The sequence below is a fragment of the Streptomyces sp. MGP-P1 genome, from assembly GCF_057766565.1.
The window spans coordinates 494667-515447 of the sequence record NZ_JBYMEM010000007.1; the positions used below are offsets into that span (position 1 = coordinate 494667).

General features: G+C 71.8%; 16 protein-coding genes. 6 read left to right on the forward strand and 10 right to left on the reverse strand.

The window, feature by feature from the left end:
* Complete coding sequence (aspT, locus tag AC3CH1_RS23900) at positions 1-1677, reverse strand: aspartate-alanine antiporter (protein ID WP_488464795.1); 1677 nt, start codon at positions 1675-1677, stop codon at positions 1-3.
* Between the two features lie 307 nt (positions 1678-1984).
* On the opposite strand from aspT, the gene AC3CH1_RS23905 reads away from it, so the two are divergent.
* The 5 genes from AC3CH1_RS23905 to AC3CH1_RS23925 all read left to right on the forward strand — a co-directional run bounded on the left by AC3CH1_RS23905 (position 1985) and on the right by AC3CH1_RS23925 (position 8136).
* Positions 1985-3307 carry an ABC transporter substrate-binding protein gene (locus tag AC3CH1_RS23905; protein ID WP_488464796.1) on the forward strand — a complete coding sequence of 441 codons (1323 nt, stop codon included), beginning with the start codon at positions 1985-1987 and terminating at the stop codon, positions 3305-3307.
* Positions 3308-3463: 156 nt separating this feature from the next.
* A complete protein-coding gene (locus AC3CH1_RS23910) occupies positions 3464-4462 on the forward strand; it encodes a carbohydrate ABC transporter permease (RefSeq protein ID WP_488464797.1) in 999 nt (332 codons plus the stop codon).
* Positions 4463-4476: 14 nt separating this feature from the next.
* Positions 4477-5397, forward strand: coding sequence for a carbohydrate ABC transporter permease (locus AC3CH1_RS23915; RefSeq protein ID WP_488464798.1), 921 nt, complete (start codon positions 4477-4479; stop codon positions 5395-5397).
* Between the two features lie 63 nt (positions 5398-5460).
* Positions 5461-6930, forward strand: coding sequence for a GH1 family beta-glucosidase (locus AC3CH1_RS23920; protein WP_488464799.1), 1470 nt, complete (start codon positions 5461-5463; stop codon positions 6928-6930).
* 168 nt (positions 6931-7098) lie between these two features.
* Complete coding sequence (locus AC3CH1_RS23925) at positions 7099-8136, forward strand: LacI family DNA-binding transcriptional regulator (protein ID WP_488464800.1); 1038 nt, start codon at positions 7099-7101, stop codon at positions 8134-8136.
* A 61-nt stretch (positions 8137-8197) separates the two neighbouring features.
* Here AC3CH1_RS23925 and AC3CH1_RS23930 read toward each other — a convergent pair whose 3' ends face one another.
* From AC3CH1_RS23930 to AC3CH1_RS23970, 9 genes are all read right to left on the reverse strand, one after another.
* Complete coding sequence (locus tag AC3CH1_RS23930) at positions 8198-8776, reverse strand: methylated-DNA--[protein]-cysteine S-methyltransferase (protein WP_488464801.1); 579 nt, start codon at positions 8774-8776, stop codon at positions 8198-8200.
* A 51-nt stretch (positions 8777-8827) separates the two neighbouring features.
* Complete coding sequence (locus AC3CH1_RS23935; protein ID WP_488464802.1) at positions 8828-9673, reverse strand: MGMT family protein; 846 nt, start codon at positions 9671-9673, stop codon at positions 8828-8830.
* Positions 9670-10257: an RNA polymerase sigma factor gene (locus tag AC3CH1_RS23940; protein WP_488464803.1), complete on the reverse strand. Its 588-nt coding sequence runs from the start codon at positions 10255-10257 to the stop codon at positions 9670-9672. The genes AC3CH1_RS23935 and AC3CH1_RS23940 overlap by 4 nt, the downstream gene beginning before the upstream one ends.
* 76 nt (positions 10258-10333) lie before the next feature.
* On the reverse strand, positions 10334-11122 hold the full coding sequence (locus tag AC3CH1_RS23945) for an AfsR/SARP family transcriptional regulator (RefSeq protein ID WP_488464804.1): 789 nt from the start codon (positions 11120-11122) through the stop codon (positions 10334-10336).
* Between the two features lie 154 nt (positions 11123-11276).
* Positions 11277-12263, reverse strand: a complete 987-nt coding sequence (locus AC3CH1_RS23950; protein WP_488464805.1) for a carbohydrate kinase family protein — start codon at positions 12261-12263, stop codon at positions 11277-11279.
* A gap of 156 nt (positions 12264-12419) precedes the next feature.
* Positions 12420-13844: a nitrosuccinate lyase gene (locus AC3CH1_RS23955; protein ID WP_488464806.1), complete on the reverse strand. Its 1425-nt coding sequence runs from the start codon at positions 13842-13844 to the stop codon at positions 12420-12422.
* The gene (locus AC3CH1_RS23960) at positions 13841-15835 is read right to left on the reverse strand and encodes an FAD/NAD(P)-binding protein (protein WP_488464807.1); all 1995 of its coding nucleotides are present in this window, start codon (positions 15833-15835) and stop codon (positions 13841-13843) included. The genes AC3CH1_RS23955 and AC3CH1_RS23960 overlap by 4 nt, the downstream gene beginning before the upstream one ends.
* Before the next feature lie 48 nt (positions 15836-15883).
* Positions 15884-16888 (reverse strand): methyltransferase, encoded by a 1005-nt coding sequence (locus tag AC3CH1_RS23965; RefSeq protein WP_488464808.1) that lies wholly within the window; start codon positions 16886-16888, stop codon positions 15884-15886.
* A gap of 46 nt (positions 16889-16934) precedes the next feature.
* Entirely contained in the window at positions 16935-18659 is a 1725-nt protein-coding gene (locus AC3CH1_RS23970; RefSeq protein WP_488464809.1) for a class I adenylate-forming enzyme family protein, read from the reverse strand.
* A 316-nt stretch (positions 18660-18975) separates the two neighbouring features.
* Here AC3CH1_RS23970 and AC3CH1_RS23975 point away from each other — a divergent pair, with 316 nt between their 5' ends.
* The gene (locus AC3CH1_RS23975; RefSeq protein WP_488464810.1) at positions 18976-20655 is read left to right on the forward strand and encodes an FAD-dependent monooxygenase; all 1680 of its coding nucleotides are present in this window, start codon (positions 18976-18978) and stop codon (positions 20653-20655) included.
* Positions 20656-20781: the final 126 nt, after the last annotated feature.

Below are 20781 nucleotides of genomic sequence, written 5' to 3' on the forward strand. Positions count from 1 at the left end.
TCACGCCCCCAGTACGCCGACGAGGATGGGCCCGGTCAGCGGCAGCAGGAAGTTGGAGAGCGTGTACGTGATCGTGTAGCCGAGAAGCGGTACGGAGCTCTGGGCCACCTGGGTGATGGAGGTGATCGCCGGGGTCGAGCACTGCTGTCCGGCGATCGCGCCGATCAGCAGCGGCTTCTCGATCTTCAGCAGCTTGCGCCCGACGACCAGGGAGATCGTCGCCGGGACCAGCACCATGGCGACGCCCGCGAACGGCAGCAGCGCCCCGTACTCCTTCAGCAGCGGCCAGGCCTGGGGCCCGGCCGCCAGCCCCGTACAGGCGATGAAGACGGCCAGCCCCATGTCCTTGAGCGTGCTCGCGGCCTGCGGCGGGAACGCCCCGAAGGTCTGGCTGCGGGAGCGGAACCAGCCGAAGACCAGGCCGGAGATCAGACAGCCGCCGCCGGTGCCGAGGGACATCGGGATGTCGCCGAGTTTCACGACGATCTGGCCGAGCAGGGAGCCCGCCACGATGCCGAAACCGAGGTAGATGAAGTCGGTGGCGTCGTTCTTCACCACCGCGCCGAGCTTCGCGACGAGCCGGTTCAGCCCGCCCCGCGCGCCGACCAGGGTGAGCACGTCGCCCCGCGCGAGGACCGTCTCCCCGCTGGCGGGCAGGTGCTGGTCGTTGCGCAGTACGTCGGTGACGTAGACGCCGTCCTTGCGGAACTCCGGATGGCGCTTCTCCAGCCGGTCGATCGTGGCGCCGATCGTCTCCTTCTCGGTGACCGCGACCTGACTGGTGGCCAGCGGGGTGTCGAGCCCCGGCACCGCCGGGGTCTCCGGGCCGATCTCCCGGCCCGCCTCGATGATGGCCGCCCGCTCCCCGACCACCTGGATCAGGTCGCTGAGCGTCAGCTCGAGACCGGGGGAGGGCGTCAGCAGCTTGCTGCCGCGCTTGACGCCCTCGACGGTGATCCGGCGGCCCAGGGCGCTCTCCAGACCGCCGACGGTCCGCCCGTCCGCCAGCGTCACCAGATAGGTGCGGCCGACCATGCCGGGCAGCGCCTCGCGCTCGTCGGACTCCAGCCCACCCTGACCGCCGCGCATCTTCTCCCACAGCTCGCGCGAGGCCTCCGCGAGGTTGATGCGCATCAGCATCGGCATGATCTGGCTGGTGTAGAGCACGATGGTGATCAGGCCGAACAGGTAGCAGACCGTGTACGCGGTGGCCACATGCCCCTGGTACTGGTTGATCTGCTCGGAGGTCAGGTCCTCCAGCTTGCCGATGGCCTCGGTCGCCGTCCCCACGACGGCGGACTCGGTGGCCGCGCCGGCGAGGATTCCGGATGCCGTGCCCACGTCGAGGTCGAAGGCCTTGGCGAGCCCGTAGGCGATGCCCAGGACGCAGACCACCTCGATCAGGCAGAGCGCGAAGAAGCGCAGGCTCTTGCGGTTGAGGTTGGCGAAGAACTGGGGCCCGGCCATGTAGCCGAGCGAGAAGATGAACAGCGCGAAGAAGACCGTCTTGACGTCGTCGTCGACGCTGACGTGCCGGGTGCCGAGCAGCAGCGACACGATCAGGGTGCCGCAGATGCCGCCGAGCGTGATCGGGCCGACGCGGAGCTTGCCGACGAGGTAGCCGGCCGCGAGGCAGAAGAAGAGGGCCAGTTCCGGATGGTCGCGCAGTACGCCCATCCCGCCTCACTCACCGGGGCTGGTGTCGGTGACCAGGATGATCGAAAGGTACATAAGGGAGAAATTAACAGGGGTGGGGTGGTCCGGCAGCTCGCCCGGCCCGGCCCGCCCCCGTTCACCTTTCGACGGGAGGGCGGGTCAACGCCCCCTCGGTGACCCGTCGGACATCCCTCGGCAACGGAATCGTCTTCAACTCTTGACACCCACCCCCTTCAGGCAGCAACCTTCCGGCAACGGCGCATGGGAGCGCTCCCACTCTGGGGGAAGGTCTCGCGCGCTTCCCCTTCCCGGAGCAAGGAGCAGTGGAATGCGCATCACCCGCAGCGTTGCCGGTCGACGCAGGAGAACCGCCTTCGTGGCCACCACGGGCCTCACGGTCACCGCCCTCCTCCTCACCGGATGCGGCGGCTCGTCCGATTCGGACAAGGGAGCCGACGCGGACGGGAACATCACCCTGACCCTCGCCGACTTCGGGCAGTTCGGCTACAAGGAGGCCGGGCTCTTCGAGAAGTATCACGAGCTGAACCCGAAGATCACGGTCAAGGAGGACACCACCGCCGAGGAGAAGAACTACTACCCCAAGCTCCTCCAGCAGCTGAACTCCGGCAGCGGCCTCGCCGACGTCCAGGGCATCGAGGTCGGCCGGATCAAGGAGATCGTCGACACCAAGGCGGACTCCTTCGCCGACCTCTCCAAGGCGATCGGCGTGGACGAGTGGGTGTCGTGGAAGGCGAAGCAGGCCACCGCCCCCAGTGGCGCGGTCATCGGCGCGGGCACCGACATCGGCCCCATGTCCCTCTGCTACAACCGTGAGCTGTTCGAGAAGGCCGGACTGCCCACCGACCGGGCGGAGGTCGCGAAGCTGACCGAGGGCGGCTGGGAGGACTTCCTCGCCCTCGGTGAGCAGTACAAGAAGAAGGCTCCCCAGGGCACGTACTTCATGGACTCCGCGAGCGCCATGTTCAACGCCGTGGTCAGCTCCAGCCCCGAGCAGTACTACGACGCGAGCGGCAAGCCGATCTACGAGAAGAGCGCCAGCGTCGAGAAGGGCTGGAAGCTCGCCGCCGAGGCCGCGTCCAAGAAGCTGACGCAGGGCCTGGCCCAGTTCGAGGACCAGTGGCAGGCGGCCCTGCGCAAGAGCACCGTCGCCACCGTCGTCTGTCCCGCCTGGATGGCCGGCCAGATCTCCACCTACGCCGGTGACGCCAACAAGGGCAAGTGGGACATCACCAGCGCCCCCGGCGACACCTCCGCCAACTGGGGCGGCTCCTTCCTCGCCGTCCCGAAGTCCGGGAAGAACGTCGCCGAGGCCACCAAGCTCGTCAAGTGGCTGACCGCCCCCGAGCAGCAGGCCGCCGTCTTCAAGGCGATCGGCGTCTTCCCGTCCAACCAGGGCGCCTACGACCTGCCCGACGTGAAGAACGCGACCCTGCCGTACTTCAACAACGCCCCCATCGGCCAGATCTACGCCGACGGCGCGAAGTCCATCCCCGAGGCGGTCCTCGGCCCGAAGGACGGCGTGATCAAGGACTCCATCTCCACCCAGATCAACAACATGGAGCAGCGCGGCACCAGCCCCGACGACGCCTGGGACGCGGCCGTGCGGACGATCGACAAGGCCATCGGCTGACCTCCCGCACCTGAGACCGGACCGGCCCGAGCCGGTCCCGCGCCGGGGCGGGCGGGCGACACCCGCCCGCCCCGCCGCCCGCCCGCCCCGCCGCCCGCCCACCCCTCCAGCCGCCCCGGCCGTCCGTCGGCGCACCCAGGGAAGGACTCCCCGCCCGTGGCAACCTCGACCCCCACCCGGGATGCGTACGCGACCCCGCCCCGTGACCCGAAGAAGGAACCACCCAGCGAACGGCGGCAGTTGTGGCGCAGCCGGCTGTGGCGGTTCGACGACAAGGCGTCCCCGTACGCCTACATCGCCCCGTTCTTCCTCGTCTTCGGGGCCTTCGGCCTCTACCCCCTCCTCTACACCGGCTGGATCGCCCTGCACCGGGTGGAGATGACCGGCCTGGACTCGATGGAGTGGGTGGGCTGGGAGAACTTCGACAAGATCCTGCACGACCCCGAGTTCTGGACCTCGGTCAGCAACACGTTCCTGATCGGCGTCATCTCCACCGTCCCGCAGCTCCTGGTCGCCCTCGGCCTGGCCCACCTCCTCAACTACAAGCTGCGGGCCAGCACGTTCTGGCGCACGATCATCCTCACCCCGTACGCCACCTCGGTCGCCTCGGCCGCCCTCGTCTTCGCCCTGGTGTTCCGGGCCGACGGCGGACTGCTGAACTGGGCGATCGGCCTCTTCGGCATCGACGACGTCAACTGGGCCAACGGCCACTGGACATCGAAGATCGCCATCTCCGTCATCGTCATCTGGCGCTGGACCGGCTACAACGCGCTGATCTACCTCGCCGCGATGCAGGCCGTCCCCAACGACCTCTACGAAGCAGCCTCGTTGGACGGCGCCTCGCGCTGGCAGCAGTTCCGCAAGGTCACCATCCCCTCGCTGCGGCCGACGATCCTGTTCACCATCGTCATCTCCACCATCGGCTCCATGCAGCTCTTCGGCGAGCCGCTGCTGCTGGAGGGCGGCGCGCTGGGCGCCACCGGCGGCAACGAGAACCAGTACGAGACGCTCAGCATCTACCTCTACAACTACGGCTGGAACCTCGGACATCTCGGTCCGGCCGCCGCCGTCGCCTGGGCGATGCTCGCCCTCCTGCTGATCATCGCCGCGGCCAACTGGTTCATCGGCCGATTCGTCCGCAAGTCCGCGGTCTGACCGGGAGCGCATCCATGACCATGACCAGCCCCACGCACACCGCCCCCGTGAAGCTCGCGCCCGCCCCGAAGGGCGGTGCCCCGCGGCGCCCGAGCCGCTTCCGGATGGGCGCCGGACAGCAGATGAAGGGCGGCCCGTTCGCGTACATCGCGCTCGCCGTCGTCGGCTTCGGCTCGCTGCTGCCGCTCTACTGGACCCTGGTCGCGGCCTCCCGCACCCAGGACGAGGTCCTCGCCTCCACCCCGCCGTTCCTCCCGGGCGGCAAGCTGCTGGAGAACGTCCAGACCGCCTGGGAACAGGCCAACCTGGGCAAGGCGATCCTCAACAGCGTCATCGTCTCGTCCTCGATCACCCTCGCGACGCTCTTCTTCTGCACGCTCGCCGGCTACGCGTTCGCCAAGATGCGCTTCCGGGGCCGCGGCTGGCTGATGACCGCGGTCATCGCCACCCTCACCATCCCGCCGCAGCTCAGCGTCGTCCCGCTGTTCATGATGATGTCCGGCCTCGGCTGGGGCGGGCAGCTCGAATCGGTGATCTTCCCGACGCTGGTGAGCGCGTTCGGCGTGTTCTTCATGCGGCAGTACCTGATCGAGGCGCTGCCGTACGAGCTGATCGAGGCGGCCAAGATCGACGGCGCGAACAACCTCCGCATCGTGGTGAGCGTGGTGCTGCCGGTGGCCCGCCCCGCGATGATGGTGCTCGGGATGCTCACCTTCGTCCAGGCGTGGAACGACTTCTTCTGGCCCTACCTCGCCCTCAACCAGCAGAACCCGACCCTGCAGGTGGCCCTCGGCCAGCTCAGCGCCTCGTACACCCCCGACCAGTCCATCGTGATGGCGGGCGCGCTGATCAGCACGCTGCCGCTGCTGGTGGTGTTCGTGGTCTTCGGCAAGAAGATCGTCGGCGGGATCATGTCCGGCGCGGTCAAGGGCTGATCCCCTTCCCACCCCCCTTCCTCCTCACCTCTCGTCCCTCACTTCCCCTGGGAGCGCTCCCTCATGACAGCCGTCCGACCTGACACGGTCCCGCAGCAGGCCCCCGCCGCCACGGCCCCCTTCCCGACCGGTTTCCTCTGGGGCGCGGCCACCGCCGCGTACCAGGTGGAGGGTGCGGCCGCCGAGCTGGGCCGCACGCCCTCCATCTGGGACACCTTCAGCCACACGCCCGGCCGGACCCTCGGCGGGGACACCGGGGACGTGGCGGCCGACCACTTCCACCGCTACCGCGACGACGTCGCCCTGATGAAGCGCCTCGGACTCCAGGCGTACCGGTTCTCGGTCTCCTGGTCCCGCGTCCAGCCCACCGGCCGGGGGCCCGCCGTGGAGCGCGGTCTCGACTTCTACCGCTCGCTCGTCGACGAGCTGCTCCTCGCCGGCATCAAGCCCGTCGCCACGCTCTACCACTGGGACCTGCCGCAGGAGTTGGAGGACGCGGGCGGCTGGCCCGAGCGGGCTACGGCCGAACGGTTCGCGGACTACGCGGCCATCATGGCCCGCGCCCTGGGCGACCGCGTGGACATGTGGACCACGTTGAACGAGCCCTGGTGCTCGGCCTTCCTCGGCTACGGCTCCGGGGTCCACGCCCCCGGCCGCACCGAACCGGCCGCCGCGCTGCGGGCCGCCCACCATCTCAACCTCGCCCACGGCCGGGCGACGGAGGCCCTGCGCGCCAACCTCCCCGCTGCCGCGCAGACCTCGGTCACCCTCAACCTCCACCAGGTGCGCCCGCTGACCGGCAGCGAGGCGGACGCGGACGCGGCCCGCCGGATCGACGCGGTGGGCAACCGCGTCTTCACCGGCCCGATGCTGAAGGGCGCGTACCCGCAGGACCTGCTGGCCGACACCGAACGCATCGTGAACTGGACCGAGTTGGTCCGGGAGGGCGACCTCGCCGCCATCGCCGCCCCGATCGACGTGCTCGGCGTCAACTACTACACGCCCACCATCGTGAGCGCTTCGCCCTCCGGCGCCGGGGACACCCGCAACGACGGCCACGGCAGCAGCGAGCACTCCCCGTGGCCCGGCTCGGAGCACGTCGCCTTCCACCTCGCCGAGGGCCGGCCGGTCACCGCGATGAACTGGTCGGTCAAGCCGGAGGGCCTGTACGACCTCCTCATGGACGTCTCGCGCGAGCACCCGGACCTGCCCCTGATGGTCACCGAGAACGGCGCGGCCTTCGACGACACTCCGGACGCGGAGGGGCGGGTCCACGACCCGGAGCGGATCGCCTATCTGCGGGGCCACCTGGAGGCGGTGCGCCGGGCGGCGGCCGACGGGGCCGACGTGCGGGGCTACTTCCTCTGGTCCCTGATGGACAACTTCGAGTGGGGCTACGGCTATGCGAAGCGCTTCGGCGCGGTGTACATCGACTACGCGACCCAGCGCCGGACGCCGAAGTCCAGCGCCCACTGGTACGGCGACGTGATCGCCCGCCACGCGCTGCCCCCGGCCGCGGGCCAGGACGCCTGACCTGGTGACAGCGGTGGGCCCGGTCGACCCCGACCGGGCCCACCGCTCTTTCGTTTCCCGCTTGGGAGCGCTCCCAATAGACTGTCCGTACGCTCGTCGGGGTGATCGGTCCAGGACTTGGATTGACTGTACGGCTGTGAGAAATTGACCGGGAACGGGGAGGCGGCCATGGCGGCAGCGCGAGTACGGAGCGGCGGGCGTCCCACGCTCGAAGAGGTGGCGGCACGGGCCGGGGTCGGCCGGGGCACCGCCTCGCGGGTCATCAACGGATCGCCCCGGGTCAGCGACGCGACCCGGCAGGCGGTCGAGGCGGCCGTGGCCGACCTGGGGTACGTCCCCAACCGGGCCGCCCGCGCCCTGGCGGGCAACCGCACCGACGCCATCGCACTGGTGGTGCCCGAGCCGGAGACCCGCTTCTTCGCCGAGCCGTACTTCTCCGCGATAGTGCGCGGCGTCGGCGCGGCCCTGGCGGACACCGAGATGCAGCTGCTCCTCACCCTCGTCGGCAACGACCGCGAGCGCCGTCGGCTCGCCCAGTACCTCACCGCCCACCGCGTCGACGGGGTCCTCCTGGTCGCCGTGCACGCCGACGACCCGCTGCCGGAGCTCCTGGAACAGCTGGGCATGCCCTGTGTGATCAGCGGCGCCCGGCACGCGGCCGAGACGCTGCCCTCGGTCGACTCCGACAACTTCGGGGGCGCGCGGGCCGCCGTCGAGCACCTGGTCTCCCGGGGCCGCCGCCAGGTGGCCACGATCACCGGCCGCCTGGAGGTCTACGGCGCCCAGCGCCGCCTGGACGGCTACCGCGCGGCGGTCTCCGCCGCCGGCCTGGCCCCCGACGAGCGCCTCATCGCCCCCGCCGACTTCACCGAGGAGGGCGGCGCGCGGGCCATGCGCGACCTCCTGGCCCGCCGCCCCGGCCTCGACGCGGTCTTCGTCGCCTCCGACGTGATGGCCGCCGGCGCCCGTCAGGTCCTGCGCGAGGCGGACCGCCGCATCCCCGAGGACGTGGCCCTGATCGGCTTCGACGACTCGGTGGTCGCCCGCCACATGCACCCGGCCCTCACCAGCGTCCGCCAGCCCATCGAGGAGATGGGCCGCCGGATGACGCAGCTCCTCCTGGACGAGATCGCGGGCCGGACCCCGGGCGAGGAGCGCCCTTCGCTGGTGCTGCCCACGGAGCTGGTGGTCCGCGACTCGTCGTGACGGAGCACCGGTACGCCGGCGCTCCTGCTCACCGGCCGCTCGTCGGGCCGCCTGCGCCGGGTCAGTCGCCGGCCTCCAGCGCCAGGAGGTACTTCTTGGCGTCGACCCCGCCCGCGTATCCGGTGAGCGTTCCCGTCGATCCCACGATGCGGTGGCAGGGCAGCACCACGCACAGCGGATTGGCGCCGAGCGCGGTGCCCACGGCCCGGGCGGCGCGCGGCCGGTCCAGCGCCCGGGCCAGCGCGCCGTACGTCGCCGTACTCCCGTACGGCACGAACGCCTCCAGGCTCGACACCGTCTCCCGGCTGAACGGAGTGGCCAGGCACAGGTCCAGCGGGAGGCCGAACGAGCGCAGCCGTCCGGTGAGATACGCGTCCAGCTGGGCGCAGGCCTCGTCGAGGACGGCCCGGCGCGTACCCTCACCGTCCTGCCCGTCCTGCCCGTCCTGACCGTCCTGACCGTCCTCCCGCAGGCCCGCGCGTGCGAGCCGGGCACGGACCTCGGCCAGGGGCTGGAAGCCGCAGTAGACCAGCGCGTCCGCGGTGGCGGCGAGTCTCAGGTCGCCGAGAGGGGTCGGCAGGACGGTGAGCGACACGGCGCTCGTGCCGGTCCGTCCGGCTGCGTAAGCGCTCTTGGGCATGGTGGGTACTCCGTGGGTCGTCGAGGGTGGTGCCGGCCCGGTCGGGCCGGGTCAGACAGCCACCGGGCGGCAGCTCTTGCACGCCCGGTAGCCCGCACCGCGGGCATCCCTGGCCGTACGGAACGGGACGCGGTGCGCCGGGGTGATCCGCCGCGCGTGCGCGCAGGTGGGATGGCAGTAGATATGGGTGGTGTCGCTGCCGAGAAGCGTGTCGCCGCCCCGGGCCCACTGCCGCACCGTGACCATGTCGATGCCCTCCGCGCCGCGCAGCGCGTCGCCCACCTCGTGGCCGTACGCCGCGTCGCACGGGGCGCCGTCGTCGTGGGTCGCGCGGTGGCACGGGACGAGCACGGGCACCGGGTTCCTCGCGAGGAAGCCGACCACCGCCCGCGCGCCCGACTCCGGCGGCAGCGCCGCCTCCCGGGCGATCCAGGTGACGGGGCGCAGCTGGCCGGGCGGAATGGAGCGCACAGCCTCCAGCACGGCACGCTCGTCCGAGGGCAGCCCCGACAGGTCGATCGCCAACTGCCGGGCCCGGCCGGTGCGCAGCGCAGGCCGCAGACCCGCCGGCGCCTTGTCGGTGGGGATCGCGGAGCGGCCGACGCGACGGCGGTGCGACTCCTCGAACCGCTGGGGCGTCAGAGGCTCTCGCCCCGGGCCCTGCCGCGCCTCCAGCGCGGCCCCCGTGACGGCCTCCGGACCGAAGGCGACGAACAGCCCTCCGGCTGCCGTCTCCAGGGTTACGTACGTGTCGTAGCGGCTCCGCGGGATGCCCGCGCGCCGCAGGACCCGCAGGGCGAAGTCCTCCGGAGTGGTCGCTCCACGCGGGCCCAGGGCGGCCAGCCGGGGCCCCAGGTCGCCGGACGAGGAGAAGATCTCCTCGTTGTCGTGGTTCACATTGCCACATCCTTCCGCACCGCTTCCTGCGGTTCGAGCAGCCGGCGCAGGTGGCCCAGGCCTCGGGACACCTGCGCCTTCGCCGTACCCACCGGACACCCCTGCACCTGAGCCATCTCCGCGTAGCTCAGGCCCATCACATGCCGGAGCACTACCGGTACGCGGTAGATCTCCGGCAGTCGGGACAACGCCGAGACCAGCCGGCCGCGGTCCTCCGCCGTCGCGGCCCGCTCCTCGGGCCCGGGCCTCCCGTCGCTCCACAGGTCTTCCGCGTCCTCCACCCGCATCGCCGACACCGGGCGCCGCACGCTGGTGCGCACGTGGTTGCGCCACACGTTGGCCGCGATGGTCAGCAGCCACGCGCGCGGCAGCAGGGCCCTTCGGCGGTCGCCGGAATAGCCCCGCAGCGCCGTGTAGGCACGCAGGAACGTGTCCTGCCCGAGGTCGTCCGCCTCGGCTGCGGACCCGGTCACCCGCATCAGGAAGATGCGAACCACCTGCGCGTGGATCCGGACCAGCTCGGTGAAGCCGCTGTCCAGATCCGTGGCGAGTAATTCGGTCAGCTGCTTCGCCTCGTCGTCCATCACTGAGGAAACACCGTCCCGATGAATAGGGTTGCCGGCCTGGCGAAGCCGCGGGCCCGGAGCGGCCGTGGGGTGCTCACACGGTCCGGGGGGTGAGCGCCGGCACGTCCAGCTCCGGGGCGCCGGACTTGATGGCCTCGTAGAGGTCCTGCATGCGCGGTGTGGGCTCTATGCCGAGGGTGTCCCGCAGCGCGTTGCTCAGCGCGTGGTGGACGGTGACCGCCCGGGGGCGGTACCCCGACCGGTGCAGGGCGAGCATGTACTGGGCGTGGATGTTCTCGTGCGTCGGGTGCTGTACGGCCAGGGCGGCGAGTTCGTCCAGGAGCTCACGGTGCCGGCCGATCCGCAGGTCCGCCTCGATGCGGCGTTCGAGCACGCACTTGCGTGTCTCTTCCAGGTCGACCAGATGGGTCCGGCTGAGGGGACCCGTCCGCACGTCCTGGAGCGCGGGTCCACGCCACAGGGCGAGGGCTTCGGAGAACCGGTCGGACGCGTGCTGGAAGCGGCCGGCCGCCGCGGCTTCCTGACCGAGCCGGTCCATGTACGCGAAGCGGAACCGGTCGAAGGAGTGCGGTGCGACGTTCAGTTGGTAGCCGTGGTTCTGTGTGACCAGGGTCCGGCTGTGGACTTCGGCCGCTGTGCAGCGGAGGGCCTGTCTTATGTGGAGTACGTAGGTCTGCAGCGTGGACATCGCACTTTTGGGGGGATGGGAGTCCCATAACTCCTTGATGCAGTCGCTGGCGCGCACCATGTGGTTCGCGTTGAGCATCAGGAAGGCGAGCAGCTGGCGTGGTTTCGGTGCGCTCGGAGTCAGGTCGACCCGGCCGCTGACCAGCACCAACGAACCTAAAACGCCCATTTCCATTGCCTTCTCCGTATCTTCGGGAGACTCCGGTACTCAGGTACTCACGATGGCCGACGTTTGGTACCCGGTTTCGGACACGTCCATTCCAGGGAAACGAATCGATCCGTTCCGAGCGGGCCGCCGTCGGGGTGTCGCCTCGGCGGCGGCCGGGAACTCACGCGCGCACACCGGCCAGCCGCTGTTCGATCTCCGACGCGGCTGTCGATCCGTACGCCTTCCTGATTCCGCGGCGGAGGCCGGCCGTGGAGAGCGTGTACTCCTGCGGCCCCACCGATTCGAGCACCGCGGTGGCCATCGCGCAGCCGAACTGCGCGGCGCGCTCGTACGCCCAGTGCCAGCCCACGCCCGCCAGGAACCCGGCGCGGAAGGCATCGCCCACGCCGGTCGGGTCGGCCGGCTCCGTGGTGGGGACGGCGGGGATCCGCAAGGTCGGCCCGCCGGTGCGCGCGATGGTGGCTCCGTCGGCGCCCCGGGTGGTGATCCAGGCGCCGACCCGGGCGAGGACCTCGTGGTAGGACCAGCCGCTCCGCTTCAGGAGCAGGGCGGCCTCGTACTCGTTGGTGAAGAGGAAACGAGCCCCGTCCACGAGCCGGCGGGTGTCCTTCCCGTCCAGGCGGGCGAGTTGCTGGGAGGGGTCGGCGGCGAAGTCGAGTCCCAGCCGGCGGCACTCGTCGGTGTGGCGGCGCATCGCCTCGGGGTCGTTGGGCGCGATCACCACCAGGTCGATGCCGCCGACCCGGCGCGCGGTCGAGGCGAGCGTGATCTCCCGGGCCTCGGCCATCGCGCCGGAGTGGAAGGCGGCGATCTGGTTCTGGTCGGCGTCCGTGGTGCACACGAAGCGCGCGGTGTGTAGCGACTCGCTGACCCTCACCAGTTCGGTGTCCACGCCGTTGTCGTGCAGCCAGGCCCGGTAGCCGGCGAAGTCCGGGCCGACCGCGCCGGCCAGCACCGGGCCGAGGCCCAGCCGGCCGAGACCGATGGCGATGTTGGCGGCGGAACCGCCCCGGCGGATCTCCAGCGAGTCGGAGGGGAAGGACAGCGAGATCCGGGCCGGACGCTCGGCGATCAGCTGATCGGCGAAGCGCCCGGGGAAGACCATCAGATGGTCGGTGGCGATGGAACCGGTCACGGCGATGCGCACGGCGGCTTCTCCTTGGACCTTGCGATGCGGTGCGTCGGGAAGGGAAAGGGCCGGGTCCTGTCGTCCAACTGCCGTCGTCGTCCGGAGGGTGGGGCGGACGGCAGTTCGACGACAGGGCCTGGCGGGGCGCCGGGTGTCCAAGGCCTCTCGTTCGGATCAGGCCGGATCGGCGGGACGCTCCAGCGCCCAGTCGACCAGGAGGTCCGCCGCCCCCGTGTAGCCGAGCGGGTCCAGCAGGACCGACAGCTCCCCGAGGTCCAGGCACGCGGCCACCCCGGGGAGCGCGGCGAGCACCTCCGCCAGGGGGCGGCCGGTGCGCCGGGCGGTCGCGGAGGCCTCGGCCAGCAGTTCCTGGGCCCGGCCGCGGCCCAGCCCGGACGCCAGTGCGGCGGCGACGCGTTCGGACGCCATCTGGCCGCCGGTCACCCGCAGGTTGTCGCGCATGCGTTCCGGCCTGACCACGAGGCCTTCGGCGAGTTCGACGGCGGTGTGGGCCGCACCGCCTGCCAGCCGCAGGCAGGCGCGCAACAGCGGCCACTCCGCGTGCCAGACGCCCGCCGAACGTTCGTCCTCGGCGAGCATGCACTGGGTCAGTCCGGCCGCGAGCGCGGGAACCTGGAGAGCCGCGCTGCGGATCAGAGTGGCGAGAACCGGATTGCGTTTGTGCGGCATGGCCGACGAGCGGCCGCGGCCCGCGACGGCTGGTTCGGCCACCTCGTCGACCTCGGTGCGGACCATCGACTGCACATCGACGGCGATCTTCCCGAGCGCCCCCGTGGTGAAGGCCAGCGCGGCGGCCAGGTCCGCGACCGGCGTACGCAGCGAGTGCCACGGAGTCCTCTGCCGCGCCAGGCCGGTCTCCGCCGCGAACGCGCTGTTCAGGGCGTCGAGATACCTGCCGCGATCGAGCCCGGCGGGTGTGTCGCCCGCCACCGCGATCGCCGCGTACTCCAGATAGCCGGCCAGAGTGCCCGCCGCGCCGCCGAGCGACACGGGCAGCCCGCCCTCCAGCACCCCGGCCACGCGGTCGGCCGCGTCGAGCACCAGATCGCGCCAGCCGGCGGCTTTGAGGCCGAACGTCGTCGGCACCGCGTGCAGGGTCAGGGTCCGGCCGGCCATCGGCGTGTCCCGGTGCGCGGCGGCCAGGGCGTACAACGCGTCGGCGGTGCGCCGCAGATCGGCCAGGACCAGTCGCGCCACCCGGGCGGACACCAGCATCGCGCCGGTGTCGAAGACGTCCTGGCTCGTCGAGCCGCGGTGCACGTACTCGGCGGCGGCCGGGTCGCTCAGCGCCACCCGGCGCGTCAGCTCGCGCACCAGGGGCACCACGGGATTCGCCGTCTCCCGCGCGGCCAGCGCCAGCGCGCGTACGTCGAACAGCTCGGCGCGCGCCGCCTCGGTGATGGCACCCGCCGCACCGGGCGGCACGGTGCCCAGCTTCGCCTGCGCGCGGGCCAGGGCCGCTTCGGCGTCGAGCATGGCCTGCAGCCACGCCCGGTCGTCGACGGCCGCCTCGACGGGAGTGCCGGCGCACACCGGAGTGAGCAGGCCGGCGTCCGGTCCGGGCTCGGCCGCCGTCATGCCAGCGCCTGCGAGAGGTCGCTGTCCTGCGCCGGTGCGTCCGTCGCGCCGGCGGCCGGCTCCAGGCGGAGCACCGTCCGGGCGAGGGCGTCCGCGTCCCCCAGGATCGCCGAGTTGACGCCCGGCCGGATGCCCGCCGCGGTCACCCAGTGGACGGCCTCGGTGGGCACGCCGTACGCGAACCGGCGCGGATGGGCGCGCCCCTCGGCGTCCACCAACCGGTAGGGCCGCTCGGTGACGGCCAGGCCGCCCGTCTCGTAGGTCGTGCCGCAGGCGCCGTCGATGCGGTAGGGCCGCGCCTGACCGGTGGCCAGCAGATGGGCCAGCAGCGGGTCGCGGGTGCGTCGTATGTCCGGCTCGGGCAGCCGGGCCTCGATCAGCACGGTGGCCCGCACCGGTGGTCCGGCCACCCGATCGGAGGTAGCCACGAAGGACGCCCCGCCTCCGGACTCCCGGCTTCCCCTGTCGATGACCACGCTCATCCCGGGCCCCAGGACGTGCAGGACCCCGGCCTCCAGCAGCGCGATCATCTCCTCGATGCGCGAGAGAGGCGGGCCGATCGACAGGAACGCGTTGAGCGGCGTGTACCAGCCCTGGAGTTCGTCGCGGTAGGAGTTGCCCTCGACGCGGCCGTGGTCCACCGCGATCCGTATCTCGTTGCGCAGGTCCCGCAGCACGTCCAGCGCGGCCTTCAGCGGCCCGCTGACATTGCCCGAACGGGCCTCGGAGACATCCCGGGCCAGATGCCCGAGCAGCCAGTCGCGGAAGTCGTCCCGGCCGGCGAACACCCGGTCGCCGTAGGGCCGGGAGACCCTCTCCCAGTCCCACCGCTCGCCGGGAGCGACGGCGTACGCGTCGAGCAGGTCCTGTTCGGCCCCGCCCGGGCGCGCCGCCAGATAACGGGCGGTGAACTTCTCGGCCCCCGACCGCTCGCCCCGCGCGCGCAGCAGAGCGGCGTAGTACACGCTCTCCACCTCCTTCGCGATCAACGGCCACAGGTCGGTGCCGAAGTACAGGCGCTCACCGTCCACGGCGCGCCGGTGCAGCCGGGCGATCGCCTCCTCGGTGAGGAGCACCGGCAGGTGACGGCCGTGCGCGCCCTTCTCGTTCTCGCCGCGCGCGTGGTACGGGACACCGCGTCGGGAGCCCGCGTACAGGCGCGGCTCACGGCCCGAGGGCCGGTAGACCAGGCGGGCGCCGGAGCGTTCGAAGCGTCCGCCCCGGCCGAGCGTGAGGAGCGCCATGTGGTCGAAGAAGTTCAGCCCGAGCCCACGCAGCAGCACGGCCTCGCCGGGCCGGACGGCGGACAGGTCCACGTCCGCGGGGTTGGCCGGCAGGATGTGGACGAGACCCCGCGCTCTCGATTCGCGGGCCAGGCGCTCCTCGCTCGGCGAGTTCTCGGCCGGGACATGGCCCTGGGCGAGCACCACGGCGTCCAGGCCGGTGATGCGGGTGCCGTCCGTGAGGGTGAGCGTCTGCGCCTCGGAGGCCGTGCCGTCGTCGAGCGCGACGGCGAGGGAGTGGTGCGTCACGACGCGGACGTGGCCGGGGGCGGTCGCCACCGTACGGTCGAAGGCCTCCTCCAGATAGCGGCCGTACAGCGCCCGGCTGGGGTACGAGTCCGGGCCGAGGGACGCCGCCTCGGCCAGGAACCCGCTCTCACGGCCGGACGCGGTCGACCGTGCACGTCCGTTCTTCGCGAGGGACACGGCCCACTCGTACAGACTCGGCCCGGCCCGGACCGGGCCCTCCATCGCCACGCTGGCGTCGGTGTGCGCGGTGACCTGCGAGGCCACCGTGTTCATCAGCAGATGCGGTGACTGGTCGGTCCGCCAGACCCGCCCCGGCCCGGGTCTGGCCCGGTCCACCACATGAACGGTCACCGCCGTGCGGGAGGCGGCCTGCCGTTCGTTGGCGCAGATCCTCTCCAGCACGGCCAGACCGCGGGGCCCGGCACCGACAATGCAGACTGTGAGGTACCCGCTGCTCATCCGGATTCTCCGTTACGTCTCGAAGGGGCCACACAGTCGGGACAGCGCTCAGACCGGGGCGGCGACCAGGAGGCTGGTCTCCAGTGCGAGGGGGTGCACGGATTCCGTACGGAACCCGGCCGCGCCGAGCACGGCCGCGTAGCCCGGCCCGGTCCGCTCCCGGCCGCCGGCCGCCATCAGCAGATGGAGGTCCCACAGCAGCGGCAGCAGGTGCGAGCCGTCCTCGGGGATGACCCGCTCGACGATCAGCAGGCGCGAGGTGTCGGGCATGGCCCGGCGGACGGTGGACAGCAGACGCACGCAGTGCTCGTCGTCCCAGTCCTGGAGGACCCGCGAGAGCAGATAGACGTCGGCGCCGCCCGGCACCTCGCGGAAGATGTCGCCGCCCCGCGTCCCGTAGCGGCCGGGGCCGACGGCCTCGTCGAGGTACCGGGTGGCGATCGGCAGCATGTGCGGCTGGTCGAAGAGGACGCCGTGCACACCGGGGTGGGCCCGCATCACCGTCGCCAGCAGTGATCCGCTGCCGCCGGCCACGTCCACGACGGTGCCCGCCCCGCTGAAGTCGAAGGCGTCCAGGACGTCGGGGAAGAACACGTTGCCCGCGTTCATCGCCCGCTGGAACTTCGGCCCCGCGCTCGGCTCGTCGCGCAAGTACGCGTGCAGCGTGGTCCCGAAGGCATGGGCGAACCCGGACGTGCCGCCCCGTACGGCGGGGACCACCGACCCCCAGGCCCGGTGGAACTCCTCGCCGTAGATGCGGACCATGTCGCTCATGGACTGGTCGGCGCCCTCGCGCAGGCACTCGCTGACGGCGGTCGGGCGGTAGCCGTCGCACCCGTTGCCCCCGAAGACCTCCATCGCCGTCAGCAGCCGCATCAGCCGCGTGATGGCGTCCTCGTCCGCGCCGGCCGCGACCGCCAGCTTCTCGTCGGTGAGGTGTCCGGCGGCGATGTGGTCGGCGAGGCCCAGGGCCACGGCCGCGTACAGGGCTTGGGACTGCCAGGCGCCGGTGACGATGTCGACGACCCGGCGGGCTGCGCTCCGGTCGACCATGGGGAGGGCCTTCCTGTGGGACGGGATGGTGAGCCGTTCGGAGGGGTCAGCCGGCGTGCGCGGAACCACCGGGGGCGGCCACGGCCACGGCGCCGGCGGCCGGTTCGTGGAGCAGTCGGCGGTGCTTCTCGCGCAGCCTGCGCTTGAGGACCTTGCCCGTCACACCGACCGGCAGTTCGTCCCGTCCCGAGGCCAGCACCAGCGCGTGCAGCCGGGCCAGGCCCGCCCGGTCGAGGGCCGCGTTGCAGACCCGCAGCACATCCGCGGGCACCCGCTTCACGTCGTCGGGGTAGTACACGACCGCTACGGGCACCGACGCGGTCGACGGGCCGGGACCGTCGACGGCCACCACCGCCGCGTCCAGCGCCCCGGTGGTCAGCAGGACGACCTCCTCCAGCGGAAGGCTGTAGACCTCGCCGTCGGTGGACCTGATGACGTCGGGGGTGCGGTCCAGGTGGTACCAGCGGCCCTCGCTGTCCCGGCGCACGATGTCGCCCGTGAGGAAGTAGCCGTCGACCAGCGATTCCTCGTTCAGCCGGGGATCGTCCCAGTAACCGGGCGTGACGCTGGGGGTGCGGACGCCCAGCCGTCCGGCCTGACCGGCGGGCGCCTCGTGGCCCGAGGCGTCCAGAACGGCCGCACCGCGCACCACCCGGGCCGGCTTGCCGATCAACCGCCCGTACTGCGAAGTCTGCGCCGTGTAGGCCTGCTTGAAGAGGACCATGCCCATCTCGGAGGAGCCGAGCCCGTCCAGGTAGACGGAGCCCGCGGTCCTCTTCGCCCCGTTGCCCCGGCTGCCCAGCGCGACCAGCGGACGGACATGGCGTTCGTGCGAGGCGTCGCCCATGCCGTTCCAGAGCCGGATGTGCTGGGCCGCCTCCGGACGGATCCGGTCGGCGTCGATCTCGGCGAGCGTCAGCGGGAAGCCGAGCACCGTGCTGGGGTGAAAGGCGTTGATGGCCCGGACGACCTTCTCGCCGTCGGCGTTGTCCAGGATCAGCGTGGGGATGCCGAGCAGGATCGCCATGCTCAGGTAGCTGATGCCGGCCGAGTGGCTGTGCGGCAGGGCGGTCAGGAGCCGGTCGGAGCGCAGCGACGGGAAGGTCCACAGCCGCTCGCGCTTGCCGATGAAGAACGAACCGTGGTGGAACACCGGCGCCTTGGGCCGCCCGGTGGTGCCCGAGGAGTGGGAGATCATCACGAGGTCGTCGGCGGAGTGCCGGTGCGGGAACCCGGACAGTGGCCGCTCGGGGAAGCGGGCGGCCGCGTCCAGCACGTGGATGTCCTGGAGCCGCGGGGTGTCCGCGGTGCCTGCGGCCTCCCACGCGTCGGCGCACGCGTCCAGCAACACGGTGTCCCCGACGATGAGTTGCGACTCGGTGCGCAGGAAGTACTCCGCCGCGGTGGCCGGTTCCATCCGCGGATTGCAGTGCACGGCCGCGGCGCCCAGGCCGGTGAGAGCGATGTGGTGGATCAGTCCGAACAGCCCGTGCCCGGTGATGACGCCGACATGGCTGCCGGCCGTCACACCCTGCCCGCGGTACCAGTTCGCGTACCGGAGCACGGAAACGCGGATGTCGTCGAGGGACAGGCCCTCCAGCTTCTCCTCCGGCCAGGAGGGGGAGGTCACGTCGGGGTGGAAGAGCAGTGGCCGGTCGCGGTCGGACGCGACCTTCCAGGCATGCCAGAAGAAGTTCCCGGCGCCCAGCCCGCGGTCGGTGAAAAGCCGCAGGCGCTGGGCCGGGGACCGGTGTGTGCCGAAGAGGAACATAGAACTGCCTCTCGCTCCGCAGGGAGAGCCGCATGAAAAGGAGGGCGATGTTCCGGGGTGCTCGGTGGAAGATTGGCACCCCGGCCCTGGGAAGTCTGTGAGACCCTGCTAAAGATTCGGTCCACGGACGCGATTTCGCAGGTCGTCACGTATTCGGCAGCACAGGTTCCGGGCGATCTCGCTCCATCCTTCAGGCGTCGCTGGGAGTCTGTCCGACGGCAGCTGAGCAAAGATCCTGAGCATAACCACCGTGCAAGGACGCATTCGTGCGGCGCATTCGCCGTACGCACCGGGACTACGGCTGGAGGATTGCCGGATGGAGCGATCGTCGACGACCTCGATCGTCATTGTGGGGGGCGGTCCCGTCGGGCTCCTGCTCGCTCTCCTCCTCGACCGGTACGGCGTCGGGTCGGTGGTGCTCAACTCCGGGGAATCGGTGCCGGACACACCGCGGGGCAGCACGCACAACGCCCGCACCATGGAGCACTACCGGACCCTGGGCCTCGCCGACCGCGTCCGGGCCCTGGGCCTCCCCGCCGGGCACGACGCCGGGATCTCCTTCTCCACCCGGTACGGCGGCCACAGCCTGTGCCTGCTGCCGTGGCCCGGCTCCGGGCAGGTGCGAGCGCGGACGGCGACGGCGGACCGTACCGACCAGGTGCCGGAACCGATGCACCGGGCCAACCAGATGTACGTGGAACGCCTGCTGTTCGACCATGCCCGCACCCGTCCCCGCATCACGCTCGGCTTCGGCACCACGGTCACCGGCCTCGAACAGCGGGCGGACCGGGTCGTGGTGAGCGCGGAGGGCCCCGCGGGTCCGCGCACCTGGCGCGCCCGGTACGCGGTCGGAGCGGACGGTGGCCGCAGCTTCGTCCGGCGCCTCCTGGGCATCTCGTACAGCGGGCAGGGAGCGCTCGACCAGGATGTCCTCGGCCGCCGGTCGACCGCCGCACACCTGCGCGTTCCCACGCTGTACGGGGAGTTCCTCGGGGACCGCGCGGCCTGGAGCAACTGGGTCTTCAACGGCGAACTCGCGCTCAATCTGATCGCCCTCGACGGCGTGGACGAGTTCTTCCTGCTGACCAGTTCCGTGGACCCGGACACGGTGGACGCCGCGGAGCTGGTGCGGCTCGTGCGGCGGGCGGCGGGCGCCGATCTGCCGGTGGAGGTGCTCGGCCACCGGCCGTGGACGGCCGGGGCCGCCCTGGTCGCCGAGCGGTTCTCCGACGGCCGGGTCCTGCTGGCAGGCGACGCCGCCCATCTGTTCACGCCCCACGGCGGTTTCGGCATGAACACCGGCGTCGACGACGCCGCCAACCTCGCGTGGAAGCTGGCCGCCGCGGTCCAGGGCTGGGCCGGGCCCCACCTGCTCGACTCCTACGAGGCGGAACGCCGGCCGGTCGCGCTGCGCAACACCGCCGCCGCCCGCGAACTGGCCGCCGGCCTCGGTGCGATCGGGCGGCCCGCCGCCCTGGAGGACGACTCGGCCGAGGGCCGGGCCGCCCGGGAGAAGACCGGCCTCGCGCTCGCCGAGTACGGACAACGCACCCTGGACACCCTGGGCGTCCAGCTCGGTGCGCGCTACGACGGATCGCCGGTCATCGACGCCGGAGGCGGCACCCCGCCTCCGGACGCGTTCGTCTCGTACACCCCCTCCGCCGTACCCGGCGGCCGGGCACCGCACCTCTGGCTCGACGACGTACACGGCCCCGGCAGCTCGCTGTTCGACCGGCTGGGGACCGGCTTCACCCTCCTGCGGGTGGGCGACCGGGCGGTGGACTCCGGCGCCCTGGTCCGCGCCGCGCGGGACCGCGGAGTGCCGCTCACCCGGCTGGACCTTCCTGATGGAGCGGCGCGTGAGCTGTACGGGCCCGGTCTGGTGCTCGTCCGGCCCGACGGACACGTGGCCTGGCGCGGCGCGCGGCCACCCGCCGACCCCGGAGCTCTGCTGGATCTGTTGACGGGACACGGTCGGCGGGAAGCGTTCCCGTGAATTGTGCTGAGATCCGTTCCGGAGCGGGCTGAGCGCGCCGCTTCCAAGTTTGTTGAAACACGGAAATATTCTCGGAAAAAATATCGGAACGGCCTCCGCGTACCGACCGCAGAGGTTTTCGCAACG

What these genes read in the sequence shown, in the direction of transcription:
- aspT (WP_488464795.1), bottom strand. Translation starts at nt 1,677, where the DNA reads ATGGGCGTACTGCGCGACCATCCGGAACTGGCCCTCTTCTTCTGCCTC.
- AC3CH1_RS23905 (WP_488464796.1), top strand. Translation starts at nt 1,985, where the DNA reads ATGCGCATCACCCGCAGCGTTGCCGGTCGACGCAGGAGAACCGCCTTC.
- AC3CH1_RS23915 (WP_488464798.1), top strand. Translation starts at nt 4,477, where the DNA reads ATGACCATGACCAGCCCCACGCACACCGCCCCCGTGAAGCTCGCGCCC.
- AC3CH1_RS23920 (WP_488464799.1), top strand. Translation starts at nt 5,461, where the DNA reads ATGACAGCCGTCCGACCTGACACGGTCCCGCAGCAGGCCCCCGCCGCC.
- AC3CH1_RS23925 (WP_488464800.1), top strand. Translation starts at nt 7,099, where the DNA reads ATGGCGGCAGCGCGAGTACGGAGCGGCGGGCGTCCCACGCTCGAAGAG.
- AC3CH1_RS23930 (WP_488464801.1), bottom strand. Translation starts at nt 8,776, where the DNA reads ATGCCCAAGAGCGCTTACGCAGCCGGACGGACCGGCACGAGCGCCGTG.
- AC3CH1_RS23940 (WP_488464803.1), bottom strand. Translation starts at nt 10,257, where the DNA reads ATGGACGACGAGGCGAAGCAGCTGACCGAATTACTCGCCACGGATCTG.
- AC3CH1_RS23945 (WP_488464804.1), bottom strand. Translation starts at nt 11,122, where the DNA reads ATGGAAATGGGCGTTTTAGGTTCGTTGGTGCTGGTCAGCGGCCGGGTC.
- AC3CH1_RS23955 (WP_488464806.1), bottom strand. Translation starts at nt 13,844, where the DNA reads ATGACGGCGGCCGAGCCCGGACCGGACGCCGGCCTGCTCACTCCGGTG.
- AC3CH1_RS23960 (WP_488464807.1), bottom strand. Translation starts at nt 15,835, where the DNA reads ATGAGCAGCGGGTACCTCACAGTCTGCATTGTCGGTGCCGGGCCCCGC.
- AC3CH1_RS23965 (WP_488464808.1), bottom strand. Translation starts at nt 16,888, where the DNA reads ATGGTCGACCGGAGCGCAGCCCGCCGGGTCGTCGACATCGTCACCGGC.
- AC3CH1_RS23970 (WP_488464809.1), bottom strand. Translation starts at nt 18,659, where the DNA reads ATGTTCCTCTTCGGCACACACCGGTCCCCGGCCCAGCGCCTGCGGCTT.
- AC3CH1_RS23975 (WP_488464810.1), top strand. Translation starts at nt 18,976, where the DNA reads ATGGAGCGATCGTCGACGACCTCGATCGTCATTGTGGGGGGCGGTCCC.